This window comes from Pseudomonas sp. Pseusp49 (assembly GCF_059491875.1).
The window spans coordinates 2,640,359-2,654,976 of the sequence record NZ_CP168514.1 but is presented as its reverse complement, the minus strand read 5'-3'; the positions used below and the strand labels follow the sequence as shown (position 1 = coordinate 2,654,976).

General features: G+C 57.7%; 16 protein-coding genes. 11 read left to right on the top strand and 5 right to left on the bottom strand.

Annotated elements, in window-relative coordinates:
* Positions 1 to 62: 62 nt before the first annotated feature.
* Positions 63 to 422, bottom strand: a complete 360-nt coding sequence (locus tag ACEN83_RS12040) for a cupin domain-containing protein (RefSeq protein ID WP_007973008.1) — start codon at positions 420 to 422, stop codon at positions 63 to 65.
* A 113-nt stretch (positions 423 to 535) separates the two neighbouring features.
* Here ACEN83_RS12040 and ACEN83_RS12035 point away from each other — a divergent pair, with 113 nt between their 5' ends.
* The 11 genes from ACEN83_RS12035 to ACEN83_RS11985 all read left to right on the top strand — a co-directional run bounded on the left by ACEN83_RS12035 (position 536) and on the right by ACEN83_RS11985 (position 9,811).
* The gene (locus tag ACEN83_RS12035) at positions 536 to 1,516 is read left to right on the top strand and encodes a LysR family transcriptional regulator (RefSeq protein ID WP_495580410.1); all 981 of its coding nucleotides are present in this window, start codon (positions 536 to 538) and stop codon (positions 1,514 to 1,516) included.
* Between the two features lie 110 nt (positions 1,517 to 1,626).
* Positions 1,627 to 2,079 carry a thiol-disulfide oxidoreductase DCC family protein gene (locus ACEN83_RS12030; RefSeq protein ID WP_495580409.1) on the top strand — a complete coding sequence of 151 codons (453 nt, stop codon included), beginning with the start codon at positions 1,627 to 1,629 and terminating at the stop codon, positions 2,077 to 2,079.
* 113 nt (positions 2,080 to 2,192) lie between these two features.
* A complete protein-coding gene (locus ACEN83_RS12025) occupies positions 2,193 to 3,065 on the top strand; it encodes a GNAT family N-acetyltransferase (protein WP_495580408.1) in 873 nt (290 codons plus the stop codon).
* A complete protein-coding gene (puuE, locus tag ACEN83_RS12020) occupies positions 3,065 to 3,958 on the top strand; it encodes an allantoinase PuuE (protein WP_495580407.1) in 894 nt (297 codons plus the stop codon). Before ACEN83_RS12025 ends, puuE begins: the two co-directional genes overlap by 1 nt.
* Positions 3,959 to 4,249: 291 nt before the next feature.
* Positions 4,250 to 4,756, top strand: a complete 507-nt coding sequence (gene msrA, locus ACEN83_RS12015) for a peptide-methionine (S)-S-oxide reductase MsrA (protein WP_007973026.1) — start codon at positions 4,250 to 4,252, stop codon at positions 4,754 to 4,756.
* Positions 4,757 to 5,049: 293 nt separating this feature from the next.
* The gene (locus ACEN83_RS12010) at positions 5,050 to 5,223 is read left to right on the top strand and encodes a hypothetical protein (protein WP_495580406.1); all 174 of its coding nucleotides are present in this window, start codon (positions 5,050 to 5,052) and stop codon (positions 5,221 to 5,223) included.
* Positions 5,224 to 5,652: 429 nt separating this feature from the next.
* Positions 5,653 to 5,823 carry a hypothetical protein gene (locus ACEN83_RS12005; protein ID WP_495580405.1) on the top strand — a complete coding sequence of 57 codons (171 nt, stop codon included), beginning with the start codon at positions 5,653 to 5,655 and terminating at the stop codon, positions 5,821 to 5,823.
* A 200-nt stretch (positions 5,824 to 6,023) separates the two neighbouring features.
* Positions 6,024 to 7,016, top strand: a complete 993-nt coding sequence (locus tag ACEN83_RS12000; RefSeq protein ID WP_495580404.1) for a hypothetical protein — start codon at positions 6,024 to 6,026, stop codon at positions 7,014 to 7,016.
* Between the two features lie 2 nt (positions 7,017 to 7,018).
* Complete coding sequence (locus tag ACEN83_RS11995; protein ID WP_495580403.1) at positions 7,019 to 7,651, top strand: DUF2997 domain-containing protein; 633 nt, start codon at positions 7,019 to 7,021, stop codon at positions 7,649 to 7,651.
* Entirely contained in the window at positions 7,652 to 8,173 is a 522-nt protein-coding gene (locus ACEN83_RS11990) for a 4Fe-4S single cluster domain-containing protein (protein WP_495580402.1), read from the top strand.
* Between the two features lie 27 nt (positions 8,174 to 8,200).
* Positions 8,201 to 9,811 (top strand): AAA family ATPase, encoded by a 1,611-nt coding sequence (locus ACEN83_RS11985; protein WP_495580401.1) that lies wholly within the window; start codon positions 8,201 to 8,203, stop codon positions 9,809 to 9,811.
* A 492-nt stretch (positions 9,812 to 10,303) separates the two neighbouring features.
* On the opposite strand, the gene ACEN83_RS11980 is transcribed toward ACEN83_RS11985, so the two are convergent.
* Genes ACEN83_RS11980 through ACEN83_RS11965 form a run of 4 tightly spaced genes read right to left on the bottom strand, consistent with a single transcriptional unit; the run spans position 10,304 to position 14,545 of the window.
* Entirely contained in the window at positions 10,304 to 11,500 is a 1,197-nt protein-coding gene (locus ACEN83_RS11980) for an ABC transporter permease (protein ID WP_495580400.1), read from the bottom strand.
* Complete coding sequence (locus tag ACEN83_RS11975) at positions 11,500 to 12,711, bottom strand: ABC transporter permease (RefSeq protein WP_495580399.1); 1,212 nt, start codon at positions 12,709 to 12,711, stop codon at positions 11,500 to 11,502. Before ACEN83_RS11975 ends, ACEN83_RS11980 begins: the two co-directional genes overlap by 1 nt.
* Positions 12,711 to 13,397: an ABC transporter ATP-binding protein gene (locus ACEN83_RS11970; RefSeq protein ID WP_495580398.1), complete on the bottom strand. Its 687-nt coding sequence runs from the start codon at positions 13,395 to 13,397 to the stop codon at positions 12,711 to 12,713. Before ACEN83_RS11970 ends, ACEN83_RS11975 begins: the two co-directional genes overlap by 1 nt.
* A complete protein-coding gene (locus ACEN83_RS11965; RefSeq protein WP_495580397.1) occupies positions 13,394 to 14,545 on the bottom strand; it encodes an efflux RND transporter periplasmic adaptor subunit in 1,152 nt (383 codons plus the stop codon). Before ACEN83_RS11965 ends, ACEN83_RS11970 begins: the two co-directional genes overlap by 4 nt.
* Positions 14,546 to 14,618: the final 73 nt, after the last annotated feature.

Below are 14,618 nucleotides of genomic sequence, written 5' to 3'. Positions count from 1 at the left end.
GCGATTGCTCAGTTTGCGCTTTGCGATTGGTTGTTATGACTCACACCCAACTCTTCAGCTGGCTAACCGACAATCACATAAAACTTCAGCATCGGAACTGGCTGACGCCACACACCACGAAACCCCTTGGGCACCAGAAAGGAATCACCTTGGGTATAGGTTTCGCAGAAACCGTCTGCTTCGAGAGTGACCTCCCCCTCCAGTACCACCATGAACTCATCAGCCGGATAGTTCTCGTAACGCTCGGTGTAAGGTTCGCAACGCCAGATACCCGACTTCACCGGTGGCTCGCTACGGCAGAAGTAGGCATGATCCAGGCCCATCGGCCGGCCTTCGATCAGCTCGGCATGTTCCAGAGCCTCGTTCGGCAATTGCTGCCAGTCACTTGGGCCAGTCGAAGAAAAACGGATTGGTAGGAGCATTATGAAACCTCGGAATTGCGTGTTGGGATTGACGTCAAAGCTAAAGTCAGGCTCCTATACGGGCAAGTGACAAGATTTCAGTCTGAGTCACTTCAGGTTACGGAGCGCCCCCTTTGAGAAAACATCAGTCGCTAACCGCGCTTCGCGCCTTCGAGGCCGTTGCCCGACTCAATAGCATTTCGTCCGCTGCGGAAGAGCTGCATGTAACGCGTCCAGCAGTGTCAAAACAGGTTACGCAGTTGGAGAGCGACATGGGCTGCGCCCTGCTCCAGCGCACGGGCAATGTGATCCGCCTGACTTCGGCGGGCCGCGAGTTGTTTGCAGCCCTGCAACAAGCCTTCGAGTTGATCCAGTTGACCACCGATACCATCAGCCGCCGGGCACGGCGGGGAGAGCATCTACGGGTGTTGGTCTGCCGTGACTTCGCGTCAAGCTGGCTGGCCGGCCAGGTTGGAAAGTTTCTGGTTGCCAATCCCGGGATATCCGTAGAAATCACCGCCGAAAACAACTTTAGCTTCCGCCTCGATGAGGATTTCGACTTCCGAATTTTCTATGGTATGCATGGAGCCAGGGCTGGCGGAGGGCTGGAAGAGACTGAGCTGTGCCGCTGGATCGACGTTCTGGTCTGCACCCGCGCCTTTGCAGAAACCTATTTAGGTGAGGGCCACAAGCCTTGCGAAGCGCCTTACCTGATCGATGCCAATTACGATGTCTGGGACGAGTGGTGTACCCTGACCGGGCTGGATCCTGGCGGCCCGCGTCGCCAGCAGACAGTGTTCAACGAAACCACCCTGTGCCTATCGGTCGCCGCATCAGGTGGCGGTCTGACCATCGGCGACAGCTTCCTTGCACTGCCCGCCATCCAAACAGGCGAGCTGATCGTCCCCTACCCACTGGGTTTGGTCAGCGCGCAGAACTACAGTCTGTTCAAACCCAAGGCAAGACCGAACTCACCGGCTAGCCAAAAATTTGAGACCTGGCTACGCGGTGCAATAGATGCCTACCAAGTGACAGTGCGGCAAGCGCTCGCGGAAAAAGGCATTCGAGTAGTGGAGCGCACCGATGCTGTCGACCAAAGCGCCCCTGTCGACTGAACGTGCTGCACCAATTACGGAACCCACCGTTACTGGATCGTCGCGCACAGACTTCACCGCCGGCACGCGGTTATGATCCGCGATACCCAGGCGCCCTTGGACCCACACTCATGCCAGCCTCAAAAATCCTCCCCTCCCCCGCGCCGCTGCTCAAACCCGGTGAGACGGTGGTGTTGTTCGACGGTGTCTGCAAGCTGTGCAATGGCTGGGTGAGGTTCGTGATTCGCCATGACCGTCAGCGGCGCGTGCGGTTGGCGGCGGTTCAGTCACCCGAGGGACAGGCGCTGCTCGCCTGGGCAGGTCTGCCCATGGATCAATTCCACAGCATGGCGGTGATCCGTGACCGATTCTACTGGGAGCGTTCCCAAGCATTTTTCGAAATCTTTGCCCAGTTGCCCGCAATCTGGCGCCCCGTGAACCTGTTGCGCATCATCCCTCGCCCACTTCGGGATTGGGCCTACGACCGCATTGCGCTCAACCGTTATCGGCTCTTCGGCAAATACGACACCTGCCTGTTGCCGGATCCGGATCATGAACAGCGCTTTTTGAAGGCCCCCCGGTGAACGCCTGAAGGCAACGTGACGAGCTGGATCAATACTCAGGTTGAAGCTATACCGAAAGGGTTCCGGGCGGGGATGGACCACACGCTCGATTAGCGTCTGAGGAGAATTTCACGGTGTCGAATCAGTTGGTCATACGCAACATGACCCGTCCCGAACTGGACGAGCTCGTCGAGTGGGCTGCCCGTGAGGGCTGGAACCCCGGCCTTCACGATGCCGAGCTGTTCTGGGCCACCGACCCTGCCGCCTTCATCGCGGCGTCCCGGGACGGCGAATTGATCGGCGGCGGCGCCATCACCTCCTACCATGGCGAATTCGGTTTCATGGGTTTTTTCATCGTCCGGCCTGAGTATCGCAGCCAGGGCCTGGGCAATACCCTCTGGCACGCACGCCGCGAGCGACTCCTCGCCCGCCTGCGCCCAGGCGCGAGCATTGGCATGGACGGCGTCTTCGCGATGCAGGACTACTACGCCAAGGGTGGTTTCGTCTTCTCCCATCGCAACCTGCGTTTTCGTGCCGAGATCAACGAGCGCCCGACGACCTCGCAGGCGGACGACCAGGACATCGTCCCGTTGGCCGCCGTCCCGTTCGATCAGGTGGTCGAGTACGACCGCACCTGCTTCCCCGCCCCGCGCGCAACCTTCCTGAGCGGCTGGATAACCCAGGCCGATGCACTCGCCGTGGGTTGTCGACGCGAAGGCAGGCTGAGCGGCTATGGCGTAATAAGGCGCTGCCGGGAAGGCTGCAAGATCGGCCCCCTGTTCGCCGATGACGCCCCGGCGGCCAATGCCCTCTACGCGCGCCTGGCGGAATTTGCGCAGGGTGGCCCGCTGTTTCTCGACGCCCCGGAGAACAACCCCGCCGCGATGGCGCTCGTGCACCAACAGGGCATGACCGAGGTGTTCGGCTGCGCACGCATGTACCTCGGCCCTCCTCCGGTAATCGCGCACGAACGTGTGTTCGGCGTCACCACCTTCGAGCTGGGCTGATGTCCGCCCGCGACCTCATCGGTTATGGCGGCCGTCCACCCCACCCGCGATGGCCCGGAGAGGCGCGCGTCGCGGTGCAGTTCGTACTCAATATCGAAGAAGGCGCGGAATCCTGCCTCCTCAATGGCGACGCCCAGTCGGAGGCCTGGCTTCACGAGCTACCGGGCCGCCCGCCGCGCGTGGGGGAACCGGACTTGAGCGTCGAGGGCATGTACGAATACGGATCGCGCGCAGGTGTGTGGCGCATTCTGGAACTGTTCCGCGCCCGAGGCCTGCCGCTGACTGCCTTCGCCGTCGGCCGGGCACTGGAACTCACCCCGGCGATCGGCCAGGCGCTCTGCGCGGCCGGCCATGAGATTGCCGGGCATGGCTACCGTTGGCTGGACTATCGCGACATGCCGGAAGACCAGGAGCGGCGCCATATCCGCCTCACCCTCGACGTGATCGAGCAGGCCTGCGGTAAACGCCCCGTCGGTTGGTACACAGGAAGGGTCAGCCAGAACACCCGTCGCCTGTTGCGTGAGGAAGGCGGGTTTCTCTACAGCTCGGACGCCTACAACGATGACCTGCCCTACTGGCTCCCGGGCTCGCCCGCCCACCTGGTGATCCCCTACACACTGGTCAACAACGACGCCCGCTATCTGCTGCCGAACGGTTTCGCCTGCGGAGAAGACTTCTTCCAGCTGCTCAAGGATGCGTTCGACCAGCTGTGGCAGGAAGGCGCGCAACACCCGAAGATGATGAGCGTCGGCCTGCATGGGCGGATCAGCGGCCATCCCGGTCGTGCGATGGCGCTGGCGCGCTTTCTCGATTACGTACAAGGCCACGACGCGGTGTGGATCTGCCGGCGCGAAGAGATTGCCAGGCACTGGATAGCCCGGTTCCCTGCCTGAGTGGGGTTCGGAACGGGCTGAGCCACGCCGGTTTATCAATATCGTCCGTTCTGCATCAGGCGCCCTGCTCCTCCTTGAACATCGCCGGGGCGTTGCCTGCCACTCATGTACGTTTTGGGTCGGTTTCAGTCGCTCATGGAGGGCAGAAACCGACCCAAAGCTGATGGTGGCGACAGGCAGAAATCGGCCAGGAGCGGTCATTCCAGTCCTGTTTGCGCGAAACCTTGGAATTGGCCAACACGCCCTCATAACAGTGGCTATACACAACGTCCCCGAGAGGAAGGACAGACCATGACCAGACAAACCGAAACTGCCATTCTCGCCGGCGGCTGCTTCTGGGGCATGCAGGATCTGCTGCGGCGCTATCCCGGTGTGCTGCACACACGGGTCGGTTATACCGGCGGCGATGTGCCGAATGCCACCTATCGCAACCATGGCAACCACGCCGAAGCCATCGAGATCGTCTTCGACCCTGCCGTGATCAGCTACCGGCAGATCCTTGAATTCTTCTTCCAGATACATGACCCCAGCACGCCCAACCGTCAGGGTAATGACCAGGGCCCCAGCTATCGTTCGGCGATCTACTACCTCAATGAACAGCAACGCGACATTGCCGAGGACACCGCTGCCGATGTCGATGCTTCACACCTTTGGCCGGGCCGAGTAGTCACCGAAATAGAACCGGCCGGGCCTTTTTGGGAAGCGGAACCAGAGCACCAGGATTACCTCGAACGCATACCGAATGGCTACACATGCCACTTCATCCGCCCGAACTGGAAGCTCCCCAAGCGCGCCTGAAAGTCGAGTTTACGAGGCGCAGAGGAGACCGATTCTGACCGCTAGCAGCCCTTTCGCGAAGGGCTGCTCTGGATTGATGGATGTCCCCTGGTGACAGGCTGAAAGCGGCCAGGAGTGGTCACTCCGCATGCCTACGAAGTCAGGGGCGATTCAGGTGCCGCGAAACCCGAAAGTCACATCCCCCCATTGAACTTTCCAAAAAAATGATGTCAATTTGATAGCTCATTACAGCAACAAGATCATCTTGGATCAGTCAGCGTCAGGCTATTTCCTGACACCCTATGGAGAGAGTGATGAGAGCTATCATTGCGATGTTATTGATGTTGAGTACCTACGCCCATGCTGGTTGCGGCAACATCAGTGACAGCGATCAACGCGCTTATTGCGAGGCCAAAGTCAACGGTCAAAGCTGCGGCAACATTAAAGACAGCAACTTGCGTAACGAGTGTGACGCCATAAAGCGTTGATCTCCGAATCACGCGGGACCAGCCGCACTTCATCGACGCTGGACCCGCGCACTTGAACTTCACCACCTGTACGCCTTGAGTCGTTTGTGGCCGGTCAACCACTCCGGAGGCCCACCAGCATCGTGGGCCCGCATCGCTGAACTGAAGTGTAACTTCGGGCTGAGGTAGGACCTGAAAACATAATTGAAATGGGGGCTCTTGCCGAATCTTCGTCCCCGCACGGCGCTTTAGCACTGATAGGCTTTTTCAGGGTTGACTGATTTATGCGCAACAACTACGCCGATAGTGTTCCCCGTTCAGTTTCAATAACCGGATGAGTTTTTGAAGTCCGATCTTGGCATTCGCAAACGAGTGCTTGGCGCCTTGCCGGAGCTACCGCTCGAGTGTAATGTACACAGCAGCTACGGTCTGTAGCGGAGCCAACTACCGATGACGCTCTCTATTGATGATGCCAAAGCGTTAGGTACTGAACGTAAGGGAATTACCTTGAAGTCTTATGATTTATCGTTCGTGCTTGCAGAATGTGTAACTGCAACAGCCCAGGCCACTATAAAATCGGAAATCTGTGGATGGCTGCTGCGAGGTGCTCCCAACGGCTGAAAAGCCAGAAATGAGTGAGTGATCTGAGCGTTTTGAATCCACTTTCAAAACCGGCAGTCGTCGAAGTTAGCCAGAAACGTATGGCTACTTCAGACCATCCCTGGCGCGTGATAAACCAAAGATCGTCACGTAGCATAGAAAAAAGTTCTACAGTCATCCCCTCAATACGCGCTGCTGCACCAACTCTAGAAGGTTTGTGAATGATAAAGACTATCCCGATGTGGAAAATGATGATGGCCACCAAAGGTAAGAAAACGGGACTTGCAGTACTGGCATCCTTACCTGTTTTCATCGTTACCGGTGCGTGGGCGTTTCTTGAAGGGTTGCAAAGTGGGCAAAAGCGTCAGGCTGCAATGGGGCTTATTTGTCTGGTTTTTTTTGGTGCGTGCACCCTGCTATTTGCACCGTCAAAAAAATATATTCCCGGTAAAACATTCCAGGGTTATAGAAATAAAAAACTCAGTACACAGACGACCATAAAATACGGTTACGGGATCATTGTTTTTATTTTCGCAGTTTTTGCGGCTCTTGCACCGGAAGACGCGCTGAAAGCAATAGGCTTTGGATTAGTAGGCATCTTTAGCCTTTATGCTCTGTCAAAAAGCTTAAAATTTCACGCAGATATCGATTTTTCGACAAATGAATATTTGGCAAACGCTCTGGGATTTCCTGCCGGGGAGAAAATTCTGGTTAGCTACCAGAATTTTGATGCTGACGAGGTTGAAGTTGGGAGCAATGCTTTTGCCGCGACAGCGACAAAATTAATTGTAGCGTCGTTTGATGGGTATCTTTGGAGAAAGCTGTCACGGGATCTGAATCAGATCTCGCGCATTGGCATCGCTGGCGATGAAAATCAAAACTACTTCGTTAAATTGCAATTCAATGATGGAACCGATGCCTTGTTGCACATTGGACTCTATGAAAAGCTCACTTCGAATCCCACTTTGGTAATAAGAAGGCTGTTGGAGACGATTGATGCAAGTCTCCTTTGTGGAAGTGGTGCATCACAGACAGCACAAAGACGCCGGGTGGTTGTCAACTCTGGAACTCCAACCTCGACTTCAAAAAATATTGCGCCTGAGGCTGCACTTGCATCCGTGGCACCTACGCGCAACATTGAGGTTGCCCCTGACGTATTAGTTGCTATCCAGAAGGCCGAAGAAGTTGCTCCCGGTCGCAGACTGGAGCTTTAACAATGTCTCATTGTACAAAGTTTGAATTTTCTTATGTTAATGAAGAAGCCATTACCAAAGCTTTCGGCAAAATGGGCCTTAGCCCAACGACTGGTCTGGTTTCCGTATTTGCCAGCGACTTCAGTAAAAAGGTGTTGAGCAAAATAGGCTATATGGGCAAGCAGCAATTTAGAGCTATTTGCGGCCAAACGGCTGATAAATTCAATCTATTTGTTTGCAAAATTGAGGAAGGCTCCTACAAACTCCTCATCGAACGGGGAACTATTTCGGCCGACGATGAAGCGATAATGGCGGATTTGGCTTTAAGCTTTCAGAAAGCGTACGTCAGCGTAGCCATCGATGAAACCATCAAGCGCATAGACGCATCAGGTGTTCCAGCAAGAGTGAAAGACACTCTTCAAGGGTTCGAAATTGAATTTGGACCTAACTACGAGTTCAGCATTCATGTCACCTTTACGGGCGATGAAATTACGGAGGAAGTGCGTGGCGTGAAAGGCGACATTTGCACAAAACTTACTGAAGAGCTTGAATCTCTACTTTCTAGCCCTACTGCGGAGCTTGTGACTGAGTGGAAGCCGGAATATACCGTAGTCCATGAAGAGCAAACCCTTCAAATTCTCAGCGCGAATTTCTAAATGAAAATCAATGTACACCATATGGAGTTGAGCCGCGTTAACGGCCCCGGGTTGCGCTTGACATTATGGGTGCAGGGATGTGCGCTGAATTGTAAGGGGTGCTTCAATCAGGGGACCCACCCTCGCGAAGCAAGTACGTTGATGCCTGTTTATGAATTGGCACAGAAGATAAATGCACTGGACATCGCCGGGATTACCCTCTCTGGGGGGGAGCCACTCGACCAGGCACCAGCCTTGGAGCAATTAATACATGCTGTCAATGGCGAGAAAAACTGGATACTTTATACAGGCTATACGCCAAAAGAGATATTCCAGAATGAAGCCATGATTCGAGTTGTTAAAGCCGTAGACTTGACGCTGGCTGGTCGGTATCGGCATAACGCGCAACATCCCTATCAGCACAAACAGATTATCAAAACCAGCGACAGAGTCGATATTGACTTTTTCCGTACCAGAAGAGTTGTCGAGTTTGTTGTTTCAAATTCTGGCGTTACCAAAACCGGTCTTCCGATGCATGTATAACTCAGTTCAAGCGCAGGGATAATAGGCATGAACCGTACCAAGCAGATAACAGATTACCTCAAGGCGCGTTATGCGATTTTGGTCATTGAAACTTTCGAGGAAGAGCGTGCACTCAATGAAATTTCTGAAATCGCCAAGTCGCTTAGCCATCGTTTGTTCGTTTGGAACTCGACGCTAGGAGTTCAGATAAATGGTGTCGTGGCTGGAGATAAAACCTTTGATTTGAAACTGGCCTTGGACTTTTGCGAAGAAAAGGCCAAGGAGGATGGTAGCAAAAATATTTTTGTTTTTTGTGATGCTCATAACTACCTTACATCAAGCTCAAATCCTGTCTATCGTCGTCGACTTCGAGATCTAGCCATAAATATCCGCTCACGTGGATATCGAAGCAACTGCATTATCGTGGCACCCAGCTTTGAAATTGCCAATGATCTTCAAAAGGAAATCACGCTGATTGACTTTCCTTTGCCATCAAGAAATGAAGTTAAGGCTCAGATAAATAATTTTGTCAATACCTGGCAAGGCAACAGCAGCGTTAAAATTGATCTTTCTAGCGAAACCAAAGATAAACTCATTGATGCCGCCTTGGGCCTCACGGGATTAGAAATTGACAATAGCTTGTCTCGTTCATTGGTATCCAGCCTGGGCGTAAATGAAAATACCGTAAAGGATCTGCTTTCCGAAAAAAAACAAATCATACGGAAAACAGGTATCTTGGAATACATCGACTCAAAGGTAAATCTTGAGGATGTTGGAGGGCTGGCAACTCTTAAGAAGTGGCTTCATTTGCGTAGCCAGTGTTTTGGCCAGATTGCTCGTGAATTCGGTGTCGGAACCCCGAAGGGTTTGCTCTTAACTGGAGTTCCTGGTTGCGGTAAGTCTCTAACGGCGAAATGCGTATCATCGTCATGGAACATGCCCTTATTGCGTTTGGACATGGGAAAAATCTTCCAGGGGGTGGTTGGCTCTTCAGAATCCAATATTCGTTCCGCACTACGTACTGCCGAAGCTATTTCGCCCTGCATCCTATGGATCGATGAAATTGAAAAAGGACTTTCCGGCTCCTCCGGAGGAGCATCTGATGGTGGCACGGCTACACGCGTATTCGGCACACTGTTGACTTGGATGCAAGAAAAAACGGCGCCTGTTTTTGTGTTTGCTACCGCTAACAACATCAACAGCTTACCTCCGGAGTTGTTGAGAAAGGGGCGATTCGACGAAATATTCTTCGTTGACTTCCCGTCGACATCAGAAAGAAAGAAGATTCTTGAAATACATCTGAAAAAATTGAAGCGCGACCCTGAAAAATTTGATTTAGATCGATTGGCTGCTCTAGGAGGCGAGTCGAATTTTGGTAAAGACATTGTGCTTTCTGGTGCTGAAATCGAAGCGTGGGTTGGGGACTCGCTGATTGAAGCGTTCTCACGGCGGATGAATGGCGCTGGTGATGTAAGCGACCTGACTATGGCTGATTTTGAAACGACTATTTCGCGTTTAGTACCAATGAGCAAAATGCGTAAAGACGAGTTTACAAAACTTCGTGATTGGGCGAATCAAAATGCAATTAGCGCTTCGGCTATAGTTACCGGTCAGAATGATACGGAAACTCAGATCGGCGGCAGGCAAATTGATTTTTAATCTGCGGTGATTTTTCAGTGGGTAAGGCTAAGTTGCGAACGGTTGCTTTTGGCCGTTTTCTGTCCTCCACGAAGGGCAGCTTTGGGTCGGTTGCTGCCCTTCATTACAGGCCTCAACCGCCCCTAAGCGGTCACTCGAAACACTGATCAACGTAAGCCCGCAGGAATGTATCCTCTACGGACACTCTGAATTCCGAGGGCTTGCTGCCGGAGTTTTGCACTCGGCTTTTACCGCCGCCAACCCATTAAAATCACCGGCCCAGCGCCTAATGCCAGTCAGTTAAGCGTTTGATCACCGCAAACCTTGTGGGAGCGAGCTTGCTCGCGATGACGGCTGGACAGTCAAACAAGGGGTGCCTGACCGTCTGCCATCGCGAGCACGCTCGCTCCCACAATGTCCGGGACTTAACTGATCGGCATTAGGCCCAGCGCCGGCGTATTCGTTATCGTCACCCAGCGTACAGCCACCCCGTCAGGCTCATTGGCCTGCCCGCTATTCGCTGCGCAGCGCCGCCACCGGATGCAGGCGGGCCGCCCGCAGTGCCGGCGCCAGGCCGGCGAGAATGCCGAGCACCGCCGCCAGCAGCAGTGCCAGCAGCAGAAACAGCGGCTGCAGCGCCAAGGGCAGGCTTGGCATGGCCAGGTGCAGTAGCCCGAGCAGCAGGCCCATCAACAACAAGCCCAGCAAACCACCGGCCAGGGACAGCAGCGTCGCTTCGGCGAGAAACAGCCCGAGCACCTGCCGCGGACTGGCACCAATCGCCCGCAACAGGCCGATTTCCGCCGTGCGCTCGCCCACAGTGGTGGTCATGATGGTGAGAATGCCGACGGCGCCGACCAACAGGGAAATGCCCCCCAAGGCACCGATGGCCAGGCTCAGGGTGCCGAGAACGCGGTTGAAGCTGCGCAGCATGTCGTCCTGGGTGCTCAGGCTGAAGTCCTCCTCGCCGTGCCGTTCGCCGAGCACCTGGCGAATCTGCTGACTCAACACTCGCGAAGTGGTGCCGGCGCCGAACACCACATGGACTTTGACCACCCCGGTGCGGTTGAACAGGCTTTCGGCCCAATCCACCGGAATGTAGGCGATATCGTCGAGGTTGAAGCCGAGCAACTGGCCCTTCTGCGCCATCACGCCGATCACCCGGAAACGCACGCCGCCGACGCGGACCAGCTCGCCCAGCGGATTGCGTGCACCGAACAGCTCGACACGCAACTGATGGCCGAGCACCACATAGGGCGGCGAACGACCGTCACGGGCCACGGGCAGGAACTCGCCCAGGCTCAGTTGCATGCGCCAGGCCTGCGCCAGCTGATGGCCGCCACCGAGAATGTCGCTGCGCCGGCTCAGTTCACCGAACTGGACATCCCCGCTGCCCGGAATGATCGGCACCGCCGCCTCGACATGCGGCAAGCGCCGCAGGGCGTCGGTATCACTGATGGTCAGTGGCCGTACGCTGCCGAGCAGACCGCCGAGGCCACTGGTCTGGGTCTTGCCCGGGCGCACGGTGATGATCCGCGTACCAAACTGCGCGAAGTTCTCCAGCACATAACCGCGCACGCCTTCGCCTATGGCCGTGAGCAGTGCCACGGCGGCTATCCCGATCGCTATCCCGAGCAGGGTCAGCAGGCTGCGCAAGGGGCGACAGGTCAGCGCCGAGCTGGTCAGCCGGAAACCATCTTGCCAGCGCATCAGTGCGCTCCCGGCGGGCGTAGCGCCGCCACCGGTTCCAGCGCCGAGGCCCGAGCGGCCGGCAGCCAGGCGAACAGCAGCGCCGTGCCGAGTGCCAGCAGCACCGCGCTAGCGCGCGCCCACCAGGGTGCATAGAGCGGCAGATCGAACGTCATGCGCCCCAACCAGAGCAAGGTTTCGGCCAGCAGCAGCCCCGCCAGCGCCCCCGCCAGGGCGAGCAGCGCCGCCTCACCGAGGAACAGCAGGCGCAACTGCGCCGCCGTGACACCGATGGCTTTGAGCAGGCCGATCTCGGCGCTGCGCTGGCTCACCGCAATCCAGGTCACGTTCATGATCAGGATGCCTGCCACCAGCAGGCTGATCGCGGCAATCCCGGCCACCGCCAGGGTCAGCACCGTGAGTATCTCGTCGAAGGCGCTGAGCAGGCTGTCCTGGCTGATCAGGGTGATGTCTTCTTCACCCTCGTGGCGCTCCTTGAGCGCGGCGAGTATCTGCCGCTTGCTGCGCTCGAGAAAGCTCGGTCCACGCACCTCGACAAACACCCGCAACAACCCCTCGCGATTGAACAAGGCCTGGGCACTGGCCACCGGGATGATCAACATTTCGGCGAAATCCATCCCCAGGGATTCGCCCCGCTCACTGAGGATACCGACCACCCGGAAGCGCCGGTCGCCGGCGCGCAACCATTCACCCAGGGCCGGGCGCGCACCGAATAGCTCACGCCGGAGTTTGCCGCCGATCACGCAGACGGCCTCGCCCTGCTCAGGGTCCAGCGCCGGCAGGGGCTGGCCCTGGACGACCGTCAGTTGGCGAATGGCGAAGAAGTCTCGCGTGGTGCCCAAGGTCAGCACCTCACGATTGCGGTTACCGACTATCACCTCCATCTGCCCGGCCTGCATCGGCGCAACCCGGCGGATGCCCGGCAACCGGGTGATGGCCTGGACGTCCTGCAAGGTCAGCTCGTGCGGCGTCAGGCCGGTGAGCGGCGGCATGCGCCCCGTGGTTTCCTTGCGGCCCGGGAATACGATCAGGATGTCGCGCCCGAGCAGCGAGAACTCGTTCAGGACGAAGGCCCGCGCGCCCGCACCGAGACCGGTGAGCAGATTGACCGCCACCACCCCGATAGCGATGGCCAGCAGCAGCATCAGGCTGCGCGAGCGATGCCCACGCAAGGCGCCGAGCCAGAAGGCCAGGGCATCGGCGGCACGCATCAGGCCAGCGCCTGCTGCGACGCAGCACTGTGGATCCGCCCGTCACGCATGTGCAACTGGTGCTGCGCGCGGGCACCCAGGCTGGCGTCGTGGGTCACCACTATCAGGGTCAGCCCCTCTTCATTGAGCTCCTCCAGCAGGCTGAAGACTTCGGCGCCGGCCTGGCTATCGAGATTGCCGGTGGGCTCGTCGGCCAACAACAGCGCCGGTTGCATGACCATCGCCCGGGCAATGGCGACGCGCTGGCGCTGACCGCCAGACAGCTCGCCCGGGCGGTGGGCAATGCGATCGCCCAGCCCCAGGCGCTCCACCAATTGGTTGCTGCGCTTGTGCCGTTGCGCCGTGCCGATGCCGGCGAGGACCATCGGCAGCTCGATGTTTTCCAGCACCGTCAGCCGTGCGATCAGGTGGTAGGACTGGAACACGAAACCTATCAGTTGGCTGCGCAGTTGGGCGCGCCGTGCCTCGCTCAGCGTCGCCGTGGCCTCGCCCTGCAGCCAGTACTCACCGGCGCTCGGCGCATCGAGCAAACCGAGGATGTTCAGCAGGGTCGACTTGCCCGAGCCCGACGGGCCCATCACCGCCATGTAGTCACCGGCGGCGATGTCCAGATCCAGGCCGTCCAGCCCCATCACCTGCTGCTCGCCCAACTGGAAGGTGCGGCTGCCGCCGCGCAGGCGGATCATTGCCTGGTCTCCGTCGCATCCACCGGGATCACCGCCACGGTGTCCTTGAGCCCTTCCTGCTCGAGGCTGGCGACTATGCGCGCGTTCTCGTCCAGCCCTGCGAGCACCTCGGTCCAGCGCCAGTTGCTCAACCCGGTTTGCACCGCCACCTCGCGCAACACCCGGGCGCTGGGGTCATAGCGCAGCACGCGCTGCCCCTCCAGCAGGGTCTCGGTGGGGATGCGCAAAACACTTTCGCGCTGCTCCAGGAGGATCTCGACATCGGCGCTATAGCCGGTGAGCAGAACCAGATTGGCCGGCGGCTGGTCGAAGCGCACCTCGACATCGACGGTGCGCGCCTGCTTCTCCAGTTCACGCACATAGGGCGCGATGCGGCTGACGCGGCCAGCGAATTGCTGGCCGCGGAAGGCATCCAGGGTGATCCGCACCGCGGTTCCGGGGCGAACCCGGGCAGCGTCCACTTCATCGATCGGTGCCTCGACATACAGGCAACTGTCGTCGATCAGGTCGACCGCCGGCGGCGTGGGAATACCCGGCGGCGAAGGGGTGACGAACTCGCCGAGTTCGCCGTTGATTTCTGCGACTATGCCGGCGAATGGCGCACGCAGGGTCGCCTGTTCCAGCAGTGAACGCTGCAACTGCAGGCTGGCGTCGGCCTCGCGGATCAGCACGTTACTGGCATTGCACATCAGCTTCGCCAGGTTAGCCTTGGTCTCGGCCTGATCGAGGCGATCGGCGGCAACCAGCTTGCGGTCGGCCAACTGGCCCAGGCGATCGAGGTCGCGCCGGTCCAGATGAGCCTGCTGGCAGCGCTGTTCGCGGGCATTGCGTTGGGCCTCCAGCCGCGCCTCGGCTTCCTCCAGCCGGGCCTGCTGCTCGTCCTGCCGCAAGCGCATGAGCACCTGACCCGCCTGGACCCGCTGCCCCTCGGCGATCAGCAACTCGGCAACCTGGCCGCCGACATTGAAGGACAGATGCGAGCGCCGACAGGACTTCAGCGTACCCGCACGGGTATTGGCCACCAGCGTCTCCACCGGCCCGCGCTCAACCTCCAGCAGCCTGACCGGCAACGGCTGTGGTCGACTCAACCAGCCACCCAGCACCACCAGACAGGCCAGCATCGACGAGCCAATCAATAATCTGCGCATGGACTTCACCTCCTCCCCACATGGCTTGAGCCTAGGTCAGGAGGGTAAAAGAACAACGCAAAACGTCATTTAT

What these genes read in the sequence shown, in the direction of transcription:
- ACEN83_RS11995 (WP_495580403.1), top strand. Translation starts at nt 7,019, where the DNA reads ATGTCTCATTGTACAAAGTTTGAATTTTCTTATGTTAATGAAGAAGCC.
- ACEN83_RS11990 (WP_495580402.1), top strand. Translation starts at nt 7,652, where the DNA reads ATGAAAATCAATGTACACCATATGGAGTTGAGCCGCGTTAACGGCCCC.
- ACEN83_RS12040 (WP_007973008.1), bottom strand. Translation starts at nt 422, where the DNA reads ATGCTCCTACCAATCCGTTTTTCTTCGACTGGCCCAAGTGACTGGCAG.
- ACEN83_RS12005 (WP_495580405.1), top strand. Translation starts at nt 5,653, where the DNA reads ATGACGCTCTCTATTGATGATGCCAAAGCGTTAGGTACTGAACGTAAG.
- ACEN83_RS12010 (WP_495580406.1), top strand. Translation starts at nt 5,050, where the DNA reads ATGAGAGCTATCATTGCGATGTTATTGATGTTGAGTACCTACGCCCAT.
- ACEN83_RS11980 (WP_495580400.1), bottom strand. Translation starts at nt 11,500, where the DNA reads ATGCGCTGGCAAGATGGTTTCCGGCTGACCAGCTCGGCGCTGACCTGT.
- ACEN83_RS11975 (WP_495580399.1), bottom strand. Translation starts at nt 12,711, where the DNA reads ATGCGTGCCGCCGATGCCCTGGCCTTCTGGCTCGGCGCCTTGCGTGGG.
- ACEN83_RS11965 (WP_495580397.1), bottom strand. Translation starts at nt 14,545, where the DNA reads ATGCGCAGATTATTGATTGGCTCGTCGATGCTGGCCTGTCTGGTGGTG.
- ACEN83_RS11985 (WP_495580401.1), top strand. Translation starts at nt 8,201, where the DNA reads ATGAACCGTACCAAGCAGATAACAGATTACCTCAAGGCGCGTTATGCG.
- puuE (WP_495580407.1), top strand. Translation starts at nt 3,065, where the DNA reads ATGTCCGCCCGCGACCTCATCGGTTATGGCGGCCGTCCACCCCACCCG.
- ACEN83_RS11970 (WP_495580398.1), bottom strand. Translation starts at nt 13,397, where the DNA reads ATGATCCGCCTGCGCGGCGGCAGCCGCACCTTCCAGTTGGGCGAGCAG.
- ACEN83_RS12030 (WP_495580409.1), top strand. Translation starts at nt 1,627, where the DNA reads ATGCCAGCCTCAAAAATCCTCCCCTCCCCCGCGCCGCTGCTCAAACCC.
- ACEN83_RS12000 (WP_495580404.1), top strand. Translation starts at nt 6,024, where the DNA reads ATGATAAAGACTATCCCGATGTGGAAAATGATGATGGCCACCAAAGGT.
- msrA (WP_007973026.1), top strand. Translation starts at nt 4,250, where the DNA reads ATGACCAGACAAACCGAAACTGCCATTCTCGCCGGCGGCTGCTTCTGG.